Here is a 17,260-nt window from a genome sequence, read left to right on the forward strand (position 1 = left end):
ATTATTCTCCGGGACTAAACCATAACTGAAAGGTGGCATAGCTGCGCCATGGCGCCAGGCTACTGGTATCTGCGGCAGTATGGCCATTACGGGCCAGCGCTTTTTGTACACCAAGATCGCCGGCCAGCCAGATATCACTGGCAGACAAACCGCGCAGGCAGGCGTAGTTTACCGTCCAGGGGCCGATACCTTTAATGCTGAGCCATTGCTGCGGTGATGCGTCAGGGGTTGCCATCACAAAATGCGCCAGGGCTTTTAGCGTGTCACGCCGTGCCTGCGGTACTTTTATCATTTCCAGGCTGCTTTGCGCTACCGCCTGCGGTGTCGGAAACAACTTTTTGTCACCGTTTACGGACTCGGCCAACGCCTGTACCAAACGGTTAAGCTGAGTGCGGGCACCGGCAACACTGACTTGCTGTCCCAGTATGGCCCTGACACCTGCTTCCCAGCTGCACCATAAACCGGGTATACGCAGGCCACTGATAATGCCGTTACTAAACAAAGCATGCTGCTGCAGTTGCTGTTCTATCTGCAACATATTGGCATCCAGATCCAGCAGGCGGCGCAGCTGCTGCACCAGGCCAAACAGACCTTGCTTGCCGGCCCAGTGCAGGCTCAGCTGTAAACTGCTGTCCGTTTTTGGCGTTACTTCAAACCAGCCCACGCTTTGCTGATAGCTGAACGTGCGGCCATAGCTTTGCTGATTTACCCAATCAATACCGTCCAGCGTACGGGCCTGCCAGAACTGCAGCATAGTGTGCCAAGCCAGTGGCGGGCGATAACTCAGCTCAAGCCGAATCACGTCTGGTTCAGTGTTGTCATGGCGCCGGCGGATAGCGCCGGGGCTAAGTTGTAGTTGTTGTTTAAAGGCATCGTTAAAGCGCCGAACACTGTTAAAGCCAGCCTGATAAGCAATAGCGCTGATAGGCAGAGCCGTTTCGTGCAGTAGCTTTTTGGCAAATAACACCTGTTGGGTAATGGCATATTGCTTTGGCGCCAGCCCCAGTTGCTGCTGAAACATTTTACGTAAGTAACGCTGACTAATACCCAGCCGTTCTGCCAATTGTGTCTGGTTTTGTTGTTGTAACCCACCTGCATCAATCAGTGTTAAGGCACGTTGTAAGGTCGTATCTGTGCCTTGCCAGGCGGCAGAGCCGGGTGCACTGTCTGGCCGGCAACGCAGACATGGCCGGTAACCGGCTGCGCAGGCAGCAGCAGATGAAAAATAATAGCTAACCTGGGCCTCGGCCGGTGCTTTTGCCGGGCAAACAGGGCGGCAATAAATACCGGTGCTTTTTACTGCAGTAAAAAACAGGCCATCAAAGCGGGCATCTCTTGCCAGGCGAGCCTGCTGGCAGATATCGGTGCTTAACATAATGTGGTCCGGCTTACGGATAATGGCCAGAGTATATCAGGCAATAACCGTGACGTTAGCCGGATCCGGTACTCAATAGTAAAGATGTGTTACTTCGTTATTTGTGTTATTGCTAAGCTTAAAGGCAACGCTTAGTATCAGCAGATTGCTGCAGGCCCGCTTGGCCATAACGAACAGGAGTTCCTATGCTAGAGCATTTTTTTATTCAGCTGAGTACTGAACCCGACAGTATCAGCTTTGAGCAAAGTATTGTGCTGATCGATACGCTGTACCAGTTTACGCCGGTAGCGTTTAAAAATGGCGAGTTGCACAACGTTGCCGGTGAAAACAACGGTTCATGCAAAATATTGGCTTTTGGTTTGCTGCACCAGTTATCGGCACCGCAAACGTTATTTTTATTTGGTGATTACTACCGCACTGTACTGGATACTCCCAAGGGCACCGATCACCAGAATATCCGTAATTTTATCCGTACCGGCTGGGATGGTGTGGCGTTTGCAGCGCCAGCACTAAGTGCTAAAGCAGCTGAGTAAAAAAATGCCCGGCAAGCCGGGCATCTTCCGTTATCCGGCTTTTAGGCCGCGTCTTTTTCTTTAGTGGCTGCTTTTATATTGTCAGCGTGTGGCAGCTCGTGCGGTGGCAAATCTTTATTACTCTGCTTTAAAAAATGATCCATCCAGCGCATCAGGCGCATACCGTAATCCAGCTGGGCTGCTGCTTTCTGGTTGCCGTGGCCTTCACCCGGATACAGCACTAAACGTACCGGCACTTTGCCGTGGGTTTTTAAGTAGCGGTATAACTCCATTGATTGGCTGGGGTGTACACGGGTATCTTCTTTGCCATGCATAATCAAAATGGGGGTTTTGGCTTGTTCTGCATGGTAAATCGGGCTGCGCTCTAAATACCATTGCCATTTTTGCCACGGGTAACTGCGGGCATGTACCAAATGCATTTCATTGGCGATATCAGTGGTGCCAAATTTAGATAAATTATTACTGATCCCAACAAACATCACGCTGGCGGCAAAGTGCTCTGTTTGCTTGGTGGCGGCCCAGGCCGACGCATAACCACCATAAGAGCCACCGGTAATACCCACTTTGGCGGTATCAACCAGCCCTTGCGCAACCAGATAATTTTTAGCATCGACTAAATCATCAAATTCTTTGCCAGCGTAATCATTTTGTCCCAGTTTGGAAAATGCCACACCCCGGCCGGTACTGCCACGGTAGTTAGGGAAAAACTGCATATAACCTTCACTGGCGGCCAGTTTAACCGGGCTGGCGTAGCGGTCGAGCCAGCCGTTAGACATATGCGCTTCCGGTCCGCCATGCACCACCATGATCAGCGGGTAGCGCTGGCCTTGCTGATAATCCAGCGGGTAGACCAGAATGCCCTCCAGCTCAACACCGTCGCTGGCTGTGTGCCTGATGGTTTCCTGTTTTGGCATACTAATGTCGGCCAGCCAGGGGTTAGATTGCGTTTGCCGGTTAAGCTTGTTGCCACTGAGGCGATAAACTTCACCCGGGTGAGCAGCAGTGTTAACGAGCAGCGCACTGTGTTTGGCATTTTCCGGCTGTGCTACGCGGGTAATAATGCCTGAACCGGGTTTTACCAGTTGGCTGGTTTTGCCACTACGCACATTTACAGCACCCAGTTCTGCTTCGGTACCAATATGGCCGACATAAAGCAGTTCATTATTGCTGCGCCAGGCAATGTCCTGCACGTGGCCTGCGTAGTTGGGCAGCAACTCGCTCAGGTTGGCAGTTTTTACATCGGCCAGCATTAAGCGCCCGGCTGAAGGGTCGTGGATATCTTCGCTGCCAATTAGCGCCAGTTTGCTGCCGTCCGGCGACAGTTCGGCTTTGTCCAGTTTACCGACAGTGGCAAAACGTTGTTGCACCTTGCCGCTAAAATCAACCAACTGATACTGGCTGGCCATGTAGTTATCGTCAATCAATGCTGTCGGCGCTACACGCACCAGTAATTGCTGTTGTTTTGGTGCAAAGGCTACCGACAACACATTGCCTTCAACCGGCACGGTTTCAGCTTTTAATGGCTGCTGTTGCAGTTGTGCCAGCCATAGCTGGGTATTGATTAAATCTTCTTCATACACTTCGGCTTTAAAGCCTTTCTTTTTTAAGTCAGCCAGCTGTTTTGCTTCCGCCGGCCTGGCCAGCAACGCCAGATATTTGCCATCGGCACTGATATCGTAACTGCTGATATTGTTTTGCAGGCTCAGTACTTTTTGTGCCTCGCCACCACTAACGGCTATGCGGTACAGGCTGGTAAATTTGTCATCGCCTCTTTTAGCGGTGAAATACAGCTGCGTATTGTCGGCGCTGAACTTAATATTACCAACCCGGCCATCGCCGGTGACAAAGGGGGTTTCTTTGCCGTTTTTGTCGAGTAGAAATAATTCATGATGGCTGGAGCCATCATTCTCGCTGTAGGGGTTACGTGGCCGGTTACGGACAAAGGCGGTGTAGTTACCATCGTTGCTTACAACCAGTTGAGTGACATGTTGTATGCTGACAGTTTGTTCCAGCGTAATAGGTTTAGCTGCAACAGCTGTGCAGGCAAATGCCAGCAGTAGTGTGATGCTCCCGGTAAGGTTTCGCATTCTTCCTCCATGCGTTTTATGGTGTGTTTTGCCGCAACATAACAGCATAAAATCTGCCGAAGCTCTAGTTTCTGTTGTCGGATTGCCGCAGTATTGCGGCAAAACAACGGCTACAGCTTTGTTAAGCCGTAGCGCTGTGGTATGTTTGCGCAAAAAGCGATGTCATAAAACCTCAGCTAATTACTAACTATTTTCAGGGTATCCGATGCAAGAATCCAGCGTACTTATCACTAACGATGCAGTGGTACTTGGTTTAATGGCCACCATTTTGGGTGCCGTGTTTTATACCAGCCATAGCGATAACCGCTTCTTTAAAGCCTTCTATAAATATGTGCCGGCACTGTTATTGTGTTATTTCATCCCTTCGCTGTTTAACAGCTTTGGCGTGATTGACGGCGAAGGCTCATCACTCTATAAAATGGCGTCACGCTACTTGCTGCCTGCCAGTCTGGTGCTGTTAACTCTTAGTGTTGATTTTAAAGCCATTCTTGGCCTTGGCCCTAAAGCGCTAATCATGTTTTTAACCGGTACTTTAGGCATTGTTATTGGCGGGCCCATCGCACTGATGAGTGTCGGCTACTTTTTTCCGCAGGAACTGGGTGGTGATGTCTGGCGCGGCATGACAACCATTGCCGGTAGCTGGATTGGCGGTGGCGCGAATCAGGCGGCAATGAAAGAGGTGTTTAATGTTGATGGCAATATTTTTTCCGTCATGATCACCGTGGATGTGCTGGTCGCCAATGTCTGGATGGCAGTGTTACTGTTTATTGCCAGCCGGGCCGAGTTTTTTGATCGCAAAAACGGTGCTGATACCCGTGGCATTATGAACCTGCGGCAGAAAATTGAGCAATATCAGGCGCAAAATGCCCGTATTCCTAATTTAAACGATATTATGCTGATTGTTGCAGTAGCGTTTGGCGTAACCGGGTTGTCTCATGCTCTGGCCGATATTATCGCACCCTGGATTGAGCGTGTAGCGCCGCAGCTGGCTATGTACAGCTTAACCAGCACCTTCTTCTGGCTGGTGGTTATTGCCACTACTGTAGGGCTTTATTTGTCTACTACCCGGGTACGTAAACTGGAGGCGGTAGGCGCATCCAAAGTGGGCTCGGCGTTTTTATATATCCTGGTAGCCACCATAGGTATGCATATGGATGTTACGGCTATTTTTAGTAATAAGCTGATGTTTTTAGTCGGTATAATCTGGATGTTGGTGCACGCGGTATTGTTGTTGGTTGTAGCCCGGCTGATAAAAGCACCGATGTTTTATATGGCGGTGGGTAGCCAGGCAAATGTCGGTGGGGCCGCTTCGGCACCTGTGGTCGCTGCAGCGTTTCATCCATCCTTAGCGCCGGTTGGTGTATTACTGGCAGTGCTGGGGTATGGCCTTGGTACTTATGGTGCTTATATTTGCGGCCTGATTATGCAACAGGTGGCGCCGTAATATAAAACAGCCGTAACAAAAAATAGCCGTGCAGTAATCAGAAAAGGGAGTTTTACCTGTGAGTAACCAAGTTAAAATCGAGCCTGGTCATTGGGTGTTGATTATCTTCTTATTACTGGCGCTGTATGCCAGTTATCTGCTAATAGCGCCCTTTATTGGTCCGGTAGTATTGGCATTCGTACTGTCGTTACTATGTTTTCCTGTGCATCAGAAAATTGTGCGTAAATTTCCTGATAAACCTAACCTGGCATCGACCATAACCTGTTCTTTGCTGGTGGTAGTGATTCTGGTACCGGCTACTGTTGTGTTAATGGCGATAGTTCAGCAAAGTATTACGTTTGCTAAACAAAGTTACCAATGGGTTGAAGATGGCAAAGCTGAAGCACTGTTGCAACAGCCGTTTATTAAGAATGGCATTGAAAGAATAAACGAATTTCTACCCGTTGGTGATTTCAGTATCAGAGACATTATTGATAGATTAACCGAGTTTGCCTCAGGCTTTAGTACAGAACTGCTTGATTTAAGTACTAAAGTGGTTGGTAACGTAACCGGAATAATTGTCAGTTTTTTCCTGATGTTATTTGTGCTGTTCTTTTTGCTGCGCGACCATAAAAAAATTATCGAAAGCCTGTTCTGGATATTACCGCTAGCCCGCTCACAGGAAGAGAAATTACTCACTGAAGCCAACACTGTTGCGCGCTCTGCAGTAATGGGAACCTTTTTGACTGCCTTAGCTCAGGGGGCCGCAGGCGGTATTGGTATGGCAATTGTCGGTATGCCGGGCTTGTTCTGGGGAACAATGATGGTGTTTGCGTCATTAATCCCGTTGGTTGGCGCGGCGTTAATCTGGGTTCCTGCCAGTTTATATTTATTACTCACGGGTGACTGGCCCTGGGCATTATTTTTAACCTTGTGGGGCGCGATACTGGTTGGCTCTATTGATAACTTTTTACGGCCGATTCTGATGCAGGGTACGTCTAATATGAGCACACTAGTGCTTTTCCTATCACTTATTGGTGGTTTGCAGTTATTTGGCGTTATTGGCTTGATCTACGGCCCGATTATATTTGCGCTAACCCATGTATTGATTAAGCTTTACACCATTGAGTTTAGAGACTTTCTGGAAAAACAGGATAAAAGCTAAGCAGGGCTAAAGCCTGCTTATAGCGCTTACTCAACTAATGCCGGTAGATAATTTTTACCGGCTGGTTGCCTAAAAATACCTCTATGGCTGCCTGAGTGGCCCCATCAACTACACCGACACTGTTATCCATAATGATGGCAAAACGGCCAAAGCCTTGCTCAAAAGCATACTGCAGCTGATTTAAATTACATAGTTTGCCACAGCACGGCAATGCCAGCTGCCGCATAGCAAAGCTGTTGTGCTCAGCATTGTAGTCTGCCTCCATCAGGCTATGCCATTGTTCCACGCTAAGCTCTGTCTGGCAGGCCGGACAGTGAATATGCTCAAAATTGCCACCGCAGTCGTAATAACGTACTTCGTCCGTGCAGGTAACGTCTATATGTTCCGCCGCCGGAAACAGCCCGGCAATAAATGCCTTAGTGGCAGCAATAATGTCCGCGTTTGGCTGCAGTTGCGGGTCCTGCAGCAGAATAATAATTTCATGTTCGCTCATCATCGCTCCTGCAGCTTTTAATTGGCCGGTAATGGCGTGCCTACAGGCAACAGCGATAGCTGCAGCATATTGCCTTGCCGGCTTAGTGCCAGTGGCAGGGTATAGTTAGGAAAGCGCAAGCCAAATACTGCACCTTGTTGTAACAAGCTTTGCAGTTGCTCTGTTATTGCGGTGGTAAAGCGGGCGCAGCCTTGCGCGTCAACTCTGCCTTCGAGCGGTAAAGCGACTCTGTCTGCCAGCGTCAGATAGGCTGCCATACGCCAGTGCGAATTGACTCCCAGGTTGTATGCTGCACCATGCTGTTGGCCAAGATCTAAGCCACAGGCCTGCAGGACTAATTGTGTGTCGCCTGAAGTGGGCAAGTCTATTTTTTGCTGGCGTTGTTGCGCCAAAAACTTGCCCCATGCCAGCCGGCGAATGGCGGCGTCCAACGAAATGGGGGTATATTTTTCTTGCTGTTTTAGCGCATCAAAACGGGCAATACCCTGCTCCAGCACTACTATGTCGTCTTCGTACTCAAGCTGATCTTTAAGCAGCCGGTAAGCCGGAACTTTGGCTTGCTCCATCCCGGCTAAGGCCGCTTTTTCATAATACGCCAGTGCCTGTGCTTTATCGGCTTGCCCGCCCAGGCCTTTGTCTGCCATGGTGGCCAGATGATAGTTTGCCACAGCAATATTGCGCTGTGCACCTTGTAAAAAGGCCGCTTTAGCGCCGCTGTAGTCTTTCTCGTTCAGTAGCAGGGCGCCATAGTTTGTCCAGGCTGTGCCCTGATCCGCAGCCATACCACGCTCCAGCCAGTGCACTGCTTGCTGGCGCAACTGCGCCATGTCGAACTGCTCTCTTTCGCTGCCGTAGCTTTGCATAGCAATTAAATAGGCGCGCAAGTATTCGCGTGATGCTTTATCCAGATATAAACTGTCTTCGTCCAGTTCATAGGCTTGGCCAAAGTAACTGCCAGCCCGCTGCGCGGCTTCTATTGTGGGTGCCAGATTAAATATTGACGTTGGATCTGCCGGGCTGTGTGCCAGCCCCAGGTTGTATAAAGTGGGTAATGTAAGGCCACCTGCTAAAGCTTCTTCAAACAACTTTATTGCCTCAGCTTTTTTACGGTTGCCCAGTGCCATATTGCCAAGGTTATGGCTGGCGCGGGCAGAGCCTAATGCTCTGGCTTGCCGGTAATATTGACTGGCAGTGCCGGGGTTTGCTGTAACGCCGCGGCCGAGATCATAAGCTTTACCGAGTAAAAATAATGCATCAGCATTGTTTTCGCTGGCCTGCTGCTGTGCTTGTTGCAAGAAGGCGTCATATTGCTGTTGTTCAAACAGCTGCTCCAGCGCGGATATCTCCGCTTTTGCCGCGCCGCTCAGGAGCAGCGCCAGCAATATAGTAACAACAGAAAGTGTTTTAGCAGAGGCAGAGAGTAACTTCATAACATCCTTGGATATAAGCAGGGCGCACGCAAACGGCAGCTTTAATAAAGCTGCGTAACATAGCTGCAAACTATGTTACAAGCAAGCCTTGCTTCAGGTATGGACAGTTATGGCTGGCGGCTGATGTTAAAACTATAACTATGTTGTGCCAGCGGGGTAGCGTTGCCGGTTTGGTAGGTATCTACCTGCATTACACCGTTGTTGTTGAGGCTAAATACGCGAAACATGGCAGTGTGTTGTGTTTCATCCGGAATTTTAGTGCGTTCCAGTGCCGGGATATGCAGGTAATGCACTTTGCCAAGTTGTTTTGAATGCTCAACGCGGTTCATATCCATATGTAAATCGCCGGAGATCACGGCGGCCAGGTTGGGCTGAGCAATCACGTCGGCAAACCCCGGGTGCTTAATGCCTTTATCGGCGTTTTCCGGATATACACCGGTTTGCGCACCGTGCACGATTAATAACACCGGCTTTGGCTGCAACTGTTTTAGCTGGTTTAGCATCCAGGCTATGCCGCTGTCATTAAAATCGCGGCCATGATCGGGCGAGGCGAATACCAGCGCCACAGTGTCAAATTCCAGTACGTAGCTCGGTGAATCCAGCGTAATCTTGCCGGCATTCCAGCTGTTAGCGTACTGCATAAAGCGCTCAACAGTACTGCCATGTTCTTCATTGCCCATAATCGGGTAAAACGGCAGCGTTAGCTGTTGCAGTACCGGCGTGGCATTGTCGTATTGCACTAAGGTGCCTTTGTGAGCAATATCGCCGACACCAACAACGAAATCCAGTTTAGTTTGCGTTGCCAGCCGGTTTACGTCGGCTACCGCTGCCGCCAGATGCGGAAATTGCGGCTCAGGTTTGGGTTCGGCATCACCCAGCACAGCAAAGCGCAGCACTACATTTTCTGTTGTTGCGGCGGCGGCAGGTGTCTGGCCGGTTTTCGTTGTATCGGCCGGTGAGCAGGCGATGAGCAAAGTGCTTAGCAGCGCCAGGCTGACAGTAGTAAACAGTTTCATTAAAAATCCCTGGTAGTGAAGTTGAGGTTAGTTGAAATTAAACATGCCTTTAAAGCTGCTGGGGATTAACCCGGTCCAGCGTTTAAAGGCACGGCGAAAGTTATGCTCGTCGGAGTAACCCAGCTTTTGCGCCAGTTGGCGGTTAGAATAATGGCCCTGTTGTAACAGTTGTCGGGCCGCATCGCGGCGTACCTCGTCAAGCAGGCTGGCAAAGTTGGTGTTATGTTGGCTAAGCTGGCGCTTTAAGCTGCTACTGCTTAACCCCAGCGCGGAGGCAACCTGATCCTGATTCAGCAGTTGCGGCAGGGCCTTGCGTTGCAGCCGGCAAATGCTCTCCGGCAAAGCCCGCTGCTTGTTCAGCACGCGGTTAAGCTGGCGACAGGTGCGGCGGGTAGCGCTGAATTTTTGCGCGTCAGCATCAGTAAAGCATTGTTGCCACAAAGCAAGCGGAATACTGATGCTGTCAGCGCTTTGATTAAAGCTGACATCTACACCCCAATGCAGCTGGTGCTGTAACTGATGTGATGCCGCCTGCTGCAACTGCAGGCTGATGCCACAAACGCTACCAAGCTGTTGTTTTATTAACCCCAGCAGCAGCGAAAAAACGACGGTCTGCATAAACCCCTGCTGATTAGCTAAACCCAGCGCCGGTTTAAACTCGATCAAGATGCAATGCTGTTGTTGGTAAAGCCGCACATAAAAACAAGGAAACAGCTGATGGCGGAAGTAGTACAGCTGGGCCATTGCCTGGCGCAGGTTTTGCGCATATTGCAGGCTTTGACACAGCGAAATATAACGGCTGTTCAGTAAAGCGCCGCCCAGCAAATAGGGCAGCTCAGGGCTGTTTAGCTGTTGCTGGCAATTTTGCAGCAGTTTCAGCCAGTCGTTATGGTGCAACCTGCCATGCGGTTTGTGTAAATCCTGTTCAAAAATGCCGGTGCCACTTAGCAGCTTATGCAACAGGGCGCCACGCCGCTGTGCCAGCGAGAGCAGCTCAGTGCTGCCATGTTGCAACAGCAGGATTTTATCCTGATAGCCGAAGTGGCGCATACTCATCAGATTGGCTGCAACTTAAGTGCGGTGGTTTTCTTCGCCAGTGCCATAGCCTGGTCAGCAGCGTGTAAAGCACTTTTCGCACTGTCTTGCTGAACGGCCATTTCTACCAATGTCAGTTGCGGCCCGGTGTTTGCAACCGACAGTTGTGATAGCTGCTGGCGTAAATGCTGTGCCATAATTTGTGCCTGTGGCAGAGCGGTGTTGGGCAATAGCGCAATAAAACGGTCACCGGCGTAGCGGCACACCACATCACTGTATCGCAGCTGACTGCTAAGCAACTCACTTAGCTGGCTAAGGTAAGCATCACCGGCGGCCATGCCATGGCGGCGGTTAACAGCGGCAAAATTATCAATATCCAGCACCAGTAAACTTAAGGTTTTATGCTGGCTTTGGTGTAGCTCTATTTCGCGTTGCAATACCGCTTGCAGATACTCAATGCCGTACAGCTGGGTCAGCGGATCAATAAGCTGGTGGTCGCGTAAAAACAGCTCGCGGCCACGCAACTGGCGGTTAATAGCCCGTTGTTCACGGTGCCAGCCTATCAGGCCATAGGTTAATACCAGCATGCCAACCGGCGCCGGTAACGATTCCAGCCAGCTCATCAGCCGGATATGATCCGGGTAGCGGATAAATTCGTCCAGCAGGTCAAGAAAGTATGAATACACCAACAGCAGGCTGCCATAGTACAACCATTCAGTTACCCTTCCGGTTGGCCGGCTGCTGATAATCAGCCCCAGCCAGCCACAGGCCACCAATAAGGTAGTGCCCTCACCCAGAATGTCCAGAGCGTCAAATTCATTATTTTGTTTGGCATCGCCGGTATCAATAGCCAGCAGCAGGCCGCTTAACAGCAATAGCAGGCTGAACAGTATTTTATAGCGGTGTTGTCGCCACATAGTCAGGTTATCCGCACAAATAAACTCAATTTTCCGCGCCCTGTATGACAGCCGGATGACAAGCTTTGCTGCTTACGGCATTGCATTGCACCGTTAAGACCCGGGTCATATCGGCTCAGCGCGTACTGTTAACAAACGGCGTTTTGTCACACAGACCCGGCAAACTTTAGCGCAATTATTAGCCGTGATCTGAGAGTAACCGATGAAACCCACCCATCATAAACATACTTCACGCAGCGCGCTGGCCTGTGCCATAAGCCTGGCGTTTGCCACTTTATCCACCCAGGTATTAGCCGATGCCGACGTGCAGGGCCGTATTACTGACAACCGCAGCAACCTGCTGACCGGTGCACAAGTCAGTATTCCTGAGCTGAAGCTAAGCCGTACCACCGCAGCGGACGGCCGCTTTCAGTTTAATCAGCTGCCGTCCGGCACTTACACTCTGCTGGTTAATTACCTTGGTGCTGTGCCGGAAACCCGGGTGCTGGTGGTAGCCGATACCGAACAGCGTCTGGGCGACATTAAGCTGCTATCTGCCAGTGAAGATGTAGAGCATATAGAAGTGGTGGGGCAATCCGGCGCAGTAAGTAAAGCGCTGAATCGCCAGCGTAATGCCGGCGGTATTGTTACCGTAGCCAGTACCGATGAAATGGGTCAGTTCCCGGACAGCAATGTCAGCGAAGCCTTGCAACGTCTTGCCGGCTTATCAGTAGAGCGTGACCAGGGCGAAGGCCGTTTTGTCCGTGTGCGCGGTTTGGCACCGGATTACAACGCAGTAACCTACAACGGTACTCAGTTAGCCGCGCCCGAAGCCGGCCGTCGCGCAGTAGCGTTGGACGTGATCCCATCGGATCTGCTCGAATCAGTAGAAGTAAACAAAACCCTGACACCGGATATGCCGGCCGGGTCCTTAGGCGGTACCGTTGAAATTAAAAGCTTGTCGGCTTTTGATCGCAGCAACGACTTCTATTCCTTTACTGCAGAAGCCGGCTATAACGAGCAGCAAAGTAAAACCAGTCCGAAGGTCTCCGGCGTGTTCAGTAAAATATTGGATGCCGGTGGTGAAACCGATAGTTTAGGCATTGCCATAGCAGCCAGTTACGCCGAGCGTAAATTCGGCTCTGAAAACGTTGAAACCGGCGGCAGCTGGGATTTTGACGAAGGACTGGAAGAGTTTGAACTACGCGATTATGTTATCAGCCGCGAACGCATCGGCCTGGCGCTGAACATGGATTACCGGCCGGGTAACAACAACGAGTATTACCTGCGTAGCCTTTACAGCCGCTTTAGTGACACCGAAACGCGCCAGGGCATGATAGTAGAGCTGGCCGATGCGCAATTTGCCGGTAGCAGTGGCGAAGCGGCGCTGATCCGCTCACTGAAGCAGCGTGACGAAACCCAAAGTATCAGCGCGCTGGTGATTGGTACCAAACAAACTTCCGGCAGCTGGGAATGGCTTTTGGAAGCGGGCGCCAGTAAAGCCGATGAAGATACGCCGTTTAATATCGGCGCGGCAGATTTTGAACAGGAGTTTGACGACGGTGTCGGCTTTACCGGCAGCAATATTTTGCGTTTAACCGCTCCGGCAGAAGCATTTCTGGCCGACGGTTATGAGCTAAAAGAAGTCGAAATGGGCGATACCTACGCCAAAGAAACCGAACGCAATATTAAGTTTGATCTCAGCCGCGAAATTATTCAGCGCCACGGCAGCCTGCTACTGAAAAGCGGTGCTAAGTTCAGCCAGCGCGAGAAAAGCGCCGAAGAGGATGTTTGGCTGTTTGAAGACTTTGCTGATCTGGGCATTAGCGCGCTAAGCCTGAGTGATTATGCCAGCGGCACGGTGGATTACGGCTTGGGTAATATGGGCGCGGCCATTAACAGCGGCAGTATTTATCAGCTGGTTAGCAGCTTAGAGCGTGACGATTTTATTGATGAAGTTGAGTCACAAATTAACGACTATCAGGTAGATGAAGATATCAGCGCGGCGTACTTTATGGCGCAGTGGGAGCGTGATAACTGGCAGCTGATCACCGGTGTACGCTATGAGCACGAGAAACGTGAAGCAACAGGTAGCCGCTATGATGCTATTGAAGAAGTATTCAGTGCCAATCAGGTGAACAGCTCTGAAGGCTACTGGTTACCGGCCGTAGTAGGGCGCTATAACCTGTCGGAGCAAAGTATAGTGCGGGCGGCGTTCAGCACTGGTTTGGTAAGGCCTAACTTTGAGCAGCTATCGCCGGCTTTTATTCTGGAAGAAGATGACGATGAGTTCGAGGCTGCCTTTGGTAACCCGGAGTTAAAGGCGCTGACGTCAAATAACTTTGACCTGGGTATTGAGCACTACGCCGATAAACTTGGCGTGCTCTCTGCCATGTTGTTTTACAAGCAAATTGATAATTTTATCTATGAAGCCGATTTAGCCGGCCGCGGCGCGTATGCCGATTTTGCGGTGGCCGAAACCTATGTTAACGGTGGTAAGGCCGATTTATATGGCCTGGAGCTGAACGCTATTCATAAGGTATCGGGTTTCGGTAATTGGCTGGATAACCTGCTGTTATCCGCCAACCTGACATTAACAGATTCTGCCGCCGATATTGAATGGTTTGACGATGGCGCTTTGTTTAGCCGCGAAGTGGCGCTGCCCAGCCAGTCAGACAAAACCGCTAACCTGAGCCTGGGTTATGAAACTGATGTAATCAGCCTGCGTTTGGCAGCTAACTATAAGTCTAAGTACCTGGCTGAAGTGGGCGATGTTACCGATGCGGCTTATGATGTGTATTCTGATGACCATATGCAGCTCGATTTTACCGGTAAGTGGACCATCCGGCGTGGCATGCAACTGTACTTTAACGTGGTCAATTTGAATGACGAACCTTACTATGCCTACACCGGGCGCAAGCCTTATAACTTCCAGTATGAGCAATATGGCCGCACCTTTGTGCTGGGCGTACAGATCACCAACTGGTAAGCAAGGAAAGCACAATGTTAAACAATAAAAATATGTTTAAACTCAGCGTCGTTAGTCTGGCGCTGGCAGGCTTGTTAAGTGCCTGCCAGGCCGATAAGCCGGGCTTACACATGCCGGTGCCACAGGCGCTGGCTGTTAATGCCAGCCATTATCAAGATGTGCAGTTGGCTGGCACGGAATATCAGCTGTTTACTGACCCAACAGGGCTAAAGGTGCAACAGGGCACTACGGTGCTTAGCCATTACAGCGGTGCTTTTATCCGGCTGACAGTGCAGCCGCTTAGCGACGATAGTGTGCTACTGGCCGCGATCGAAGACAACAGTAACAGCCTGTACATATGGCGTTTTGCCCCGGCAGAGTCAATGCCGTTGCAGCTGTTGCACCAGCAGCTGATCAGCAGCCGGGTAGTAGACGATCTGTGTTTTTACCACAGTAGCGAAAACCAGCAGTTAAGCCTGTTTTTGCTCGGTGGCCGCGGCGGTGCCGATCAGTTACTGCTGCAACAGCAACAACAATGGCTGGCCCAGCCGGTGGTAATACGTGAGCTGAATGTGCCTTACGACAGCACCGCCTGTGCGGTGGATCAAACCGCTGGTGCGCTGTATATCGCAGAAGCAGATCGCGCCATTTGGCGTTATCAGGCTGAACCCGAAGCTGATGAGGGGCGCAGTTTAGTGCAGGTAAATAAGCCTTTTGGTGCACTGCAGGGCGAAGTTAAAGCTTTGCGGGTATTAAGTGATGGCAGTGTGCTGGCGCTGGAAGAAGAGCCTGCCAGGTTGCTACATATTAATAGTGATGGCCAGATAGCGCAGGCTGTCAAGGTTGCGGTACTGGCTGAAGCCAGTGGTTTAGCTGTTAGTGTGCAGAACAACACCGCGACAGCCTATATCAGCAGCGAAGATGCCGAAGCGGTGCAGCAGTTATCTCTAACACTGCCGCCGGCAAATGAGCGTAGCCCTAAAGCGGCGATAACGCAGCTGCAACCAACACTGCAGACCGAAGCGGCCAGTCAGCGTGGCGATGTGATGGACGACCCGGCAGTGTGGCATCATCCGACGAGACCGGAGCTTAGCCTGCTGCTTGGCACCGACAAACGCGCCGGGCTGGATGCATACAATATGCAGGGTAAACGCGTGCAGCAGCTTAGCGTGGGGCGGCTAAATAATGTTGATGTGCGCTATGGCTTGCAGTGGCAAGGTGCACCGCACGATATCGCCGCAGCCAGTTTGCGTGACGACAACAGCCTGCAACTGTTTGCTATTGATAACAGTGGCAAGCTGCATAATGCCGGTAACGTTACAACCAGTATGAGCGAGATTTACGGCCTGTGCATGTATCACAGTGCACAAAACAATAAGCACTATGTGTTTGTTAATGATAAGTCCGGTTTAATTGAGCAGTATCGTATCGATACCGCTGGCACAGGTTGGCAGGGCACTTTAGTGCGCTCATTGCAGGTGCCTTCGCAGCCTGAAGGTTGTGTGGCGGATGATAAACGTGGTGTGTTATTTGTCGGCGAAGAAGATGAAGCCATCTGGCGTTTTGCCGCTGAAGCAGATGCAGCGACAACGGGTGAAGCGGTAATCCGCGTTGATGGCGAGCAGTTGGTAGATGATATTGAAGGCATTGCTTTGGCAGAGCATAACGGTAGTAGTTATTTACTGGTATCAAGCCAGGGTAATGATAGTTACCTGGTATTTGATGCAACTGCGCCTTATGCACAACGCTTACACTTTCGTATCAGCACTAACCCGCAGCTGGGTATCGACGGTGCTTCTGAAACCGATGGCCTTGAGGTAACCACGCGCTCGTTGGGGCCAGGGTTTGAGCAGGGGGCATTAATAGTGCAGGATGGCCGCAACCGTATGCCGGAGCAGGGACAAAACCTGAAGCTGGTGCCGTGGCAGCATATTTTGCAGCAATTAAAGTAGCTGTAAACAACAACTAGCAATAAAAAAGGCTGCACCATAAAAGGGGCAGCCTTTTCAGAAGCAGAACGCTTTATTTCTCGAGTTCTATTTCTGTAGCAATGTGACGTTTATCGCGATATTCAAAATCTACCTCAACGTTTTGTCCGACTTTTAAATCGGCAAAGGTTCTGAGGCCATCATCATAATCGGTTGTTGTCTCGGTAAAGAAAGTTATGCCTTGCACAACAAAAGACTGGGCTTCAGCATTGATAGCATCAATTTTACCTTCCATATCATCTGCTTGCACAGAAAGTGAAATCGCTGATACTGTTGCAGTGAGTAACAATGTTTTCAGGCTCAATTTCATCTTGACACTCCTAGTTAATAAAAATCAGTACCAATACCGTACTTTAAAGCGGCTGAATTCAGGCTGAATATTGCAAATGTTTAATTTAGTTTGGCTGATAAACAGCGTTCAACAATGTTTTTGATTTTTTGTGGCGAAAAGGGCTTGGCGATAAAACCACTGGCTCCCGAGGCTATGCTGTTACGCACATTATCAACTGAATTGTGGGCTGTAACCATCACAACATGGGTCTTATCAGCCTGGGTTTTAATTTGTTGCAGTAACTGCTGGCCGTTAATGTCAGGCAGTTCAATATCAAGAAATACTAAATCATGCTGTTGCTCAGCAAAAGCTGATAGCCCGCGCTTGCCGTTGGCCGCTTCCTGCACATTGCTAATGCCAAGATGAAGCAGTGTTTGGCGCAGGTATTCCCGTACCGTGTAGGCGTCATCAATAATAAGTACTGAACATTGCTGTTGCGTCATAGCGATCCTTGCCTGTAGCTGTTAGCCAATCTACACAGTATGGCTGACCTTTAACTGAATTGGGAAAATTTTTTTCA

14 protein-coding genes are annotated in these 17,260 nt (G+C 50.3%); 5 read left to right on the forward strand and 9 right to left on the reverse strand.

What is annotated here, in order from left to right:
• Position 1 precedes the first annotated feature (1 nt).
• Positions 2-1,375 (reverse strand): DNA-3-methyladenine glycosylase 2 family protein, encoded by a 1,374-nt coding sequence (locus AR688_RS03245; protein WP_068229041.1) that lies wholly within the window; start codon positions 1,373-1,375, stop codon positions 2-4.
• Positions 1,376-1,560: 185 nt separating this feature from the next.
• On the opposite strand from AR688_RS03245, the gene AR688_RS03250 reads away from it, so the two are divergent.
• Positions 1,561-1,908: a HopJ type III effector protein gene (locus AR688_RS03250; protein ID WP_068229045.1), complete on the forward strand. Its 348-nt coding sequence runs from the start codon at positions 1,561-1,563 to the stop codon at positions 1,906-1,908.
• Positions 1,909-1,949: 41 nt separating this feature from the next.
• On the opposite strand, the gene AR688_RS03255 is transcribed toward AR688_RS03250, so the two are convergent.
• The gene (locus AR688_RS03255) at positions 1,950-3,995 is read right to left on the reverse strand and encodes an alpha/beta hydrolase family protein (protein ID WP_068229048.1); all 2,046 of its coding nucleotides are present in this window, start codon (positions 3,993-3,995) and stop codon (positions 1,950-1,952) included.
• Between the two features lie 205 nt (positions 3,996-4,200).
• Between AR688_RS03255 and AR688_RS03260 the strand changes: the two genes are divergently transcribed.
• Positions 4,201-5,439: a DUF819 family protein gene (locus AR688_RS03260; RefSeq protein WP_068229051.1), complete on the forward strand. Its 1,239-nt coding sequence runs from the start codon at positions 4,201-4,203 to the stop codon at positions 5,437-5,439.
• 58 nt (positions 5,440-5,497) lie between these two features.
• The gene (locus AR688_RS03265) at positions 5,498-6,583 is read left to right on the forward strand and encodes an AI-2E family transporter (protein WP_068229052.1); all 1,086 of its coding nucleotides are present in this window, start codon (positions 5,498-5,500) and stop codon (positions 6,581-6,583) included.
• A gap of 34 nt (positions 6,584-6,617) precedes the next feature.
• Here the strand turns inward: AR688_RS03265 and AR688_RS03270 are convergent, their stop codons facing one another.
• From AR688_RS03270 to AR688_RS03290, 5 genes are all read right to left on the reverse strand, one after another.
• Positions 6,618-7,076, reverse strand: a complete 459-nt coding sequence (locus tag AR688_RS03270) for a hypothetical protein (protein ID WP_068229055.1) — start codon at positions 7,074-7,076, stop codon at positions 6,618-6,620.
• 17 nt (positions 7,077-7,093) lie between these two features.
• Positions 7,094-8,506, reverse strand: a complete 1,413-nt coding sequence (locus tag AR688_RS03275; RefSeq protein WP_068229058.1) for a tetratricopeptide repeat protein — start codon at positions 8,504-8,506, stop codon at positions 7,094-7,096.
• A 107-nt stretch (positions 8,507-8,613) separates the two neighbouring features.
• Positions 8,614-9,522, reverse strand: a complete 909-nt coding sequence (locus AR688_RS03280; protein ID WP_068229061.1) for a metallophosphoesterase family protein — start codon at positions 9,520-9,522, stop codon at positions 8,614-8,616.
• A gap of 27 nt (positions 9,523-9,549) precedes the next feature.
• Positions 9,550-10,578: a helix-turn-helix transcriptional regulator gene (locus AR688_RS03285; RefSeq protein WP_068229064.1), complete on the reverse strand. Its 1,029-nt coding sequence runs from the start codon at positions 10,576-10,578 to the stop codon at positions 9,550-9,552.
• Complete coding sequence (locus AR688_RS03290) at positions 10,578-11,474, reverse strand: GGDEF domain-containing protein (protein ID WP_068229066.1); 897 nt, start codon at positions 11,472-11,474, stop codon at positions 10,578-10,580. The genes AR688_RS03285 and AR688_RS03290 overlap by 1 nt, the downstream gene beginning before the upstream one ends.
• A 202-nt stretch (positions 11,475-11,676) precedes the next feature.
• Here AR688_RS03290 and AR688_RS03295 point away from each other — a divergent pair, with 202 nt between their 5' ends.
• Together AR688_RS03295 and AR688_RS03300 are read left to right on the forward strand one after the other, a co-directional pair.
• A complete protein-coding gene (locus AR688_RS03295) occupies positions 11,677-14,442 on the forward strand; it encodes a TonB-dependent receptor (RefSeq protein WP_068229069.1) in 2,766 nt (921 codons plus the stop codon).
• 14 nt (positions 14,443-14,456) lie between these two features.
• A complete protein-coding gene (locus AR688_RS03300) occupies positions 14,457-16,373 on the forward strand; it encodes a phytase (RefSeq protein ID WP_068229072.1) in 1,917 nt (638 codons plus the stop codon).
• Positions 16,374-16,443: 70 nt separating this feature from the next.
• Here AR688_RS03300 and AR688_RS03305 read toward each other — a convergent pair whose 3' ends face one another.
• The gene (locus AR688_RS03305; RefSeq protein ID WP_068229075.1) at positions 16,444-16,719 is read right to left on the reverse strand and encodes a DUF5666 domain-containing protein; all 276 of its coding nucleotides are present in this window, start codon (positions 16,717-16,719) and stop codon (positions 16,444-16,446) included.
• Between the two features lie 80 nt (positions 16,720-16,799).
• Positions 16,800-17,183: a response regulator gene (locus AR688_RS03310; protein ID WP_068229078.1), complete on the reverse strand. Its 384-nt coding sequence runs from the start codon at positions 17,181-17,183 to the stop codon at positions 16,800-16,802.
• Positions 17,184-17,260 lie beyond the last annotated feature (77 nt).

Origin of the sequence: Rheinheimera sp. EpRS3 (genome assembly GCF_001513785.1) — a bacterium.
Lineage (GTDB): Bacteria > Pseudomonadota > Gammaproteobacteria > Enterobacterales > Alteromonadaceae > Alishewanella.

Bases quoted from the DNA above. Each gene is read 5' to 3' on its own strand.
- AR688_RS03245 (WP_068229041.1), bottom strand. From the start codon at position 1,375: ATGTTAAGCACCGATATCTGCCAGCAGGCTCGCCTGGCAAGAGATGCC.
- AR688_RS03250 (WP_068229045.1), top strand. From the start codon at position 1,561: ATGCTAGAGCATTTTTTTATTCAGCTGAGTACTGAACCCGACAGTATC.
- AR688_RS03255 (WP_068229048.1), bottom strand. From the start codon at position 3,995: ATGCGAAACCTTACCGGGAGCATCACACTACTGCTGGCATTTGCCTGC.
- AR688_RS03260 (WP_068229051.1), top strand. From the start codon at position 4,201: ATGCAAGAATCCAGCGTACTTATCACTAACGATGCAGTGGTACTTGGT.
- AR688_RS03270 (WP_068229055.1), bottom strand. From the start codon at position 7,076: ATGAGCGAACATGAAATTATTATTCTGCTGCAGGACCCGCAACTGCAG.
- AR688_RS03275 (WP_068229058.1), bottom strand. From the start codon at position 8,506: ATGAAGTTACTCTCTGCCTCTGCTAAAACACTTTCTGTTGTTACTATA.
- AR688_RS03280 (WP_068229061.1), bottom strand. From the start codon at position 9,522: ATGAAACTGTTTACTACTGTCAGCCTGGCGCTGCTAAGCACTTTGCTC.
- AR688_RS03285 (WP_068229064.1), bottom strand. From the start codon at position 10,578: ATGAGTATGCGCCACTTCGGCTATCAGGATAAAATCCTGCTGTTGCAA.
- AR688_RS03290 (WP_068229066.1), bottom strand. From the start codon at position 11,474: ATGTGGCGACAACACCGCTATAAAATACTGTTCAGCCTGCTATTGCTG.
- AR688_RS03295 (WP_068229069.1), top strand. From the start codon at position 11,677: ATGAAACCCACCCATCATAAACATACTTCACGCAGCGCGCTGGCCTGT.
- AR688_RS03300 (WP_068229072.1), top strand. From the start codon at position 14,457: ATGTTAAACAATAAAAATATGTTTAAACTCAGCGTCGTTAGTCTGGCG.
- AR688_RS03305 (WP_068229075.1), bottom strand. From the start codon at position 16,719: ATGAAATTGAGCCTGAAAACATTGTTACTCACTGCAACAGTATCAGCG.
- AR688_RS03310 (WP_068229078.1), bottom strand. From the start codon at position 17,183: ATGACGCAACAGCAATGTTCAGTACTTATTATTGATGACGCCTACACG.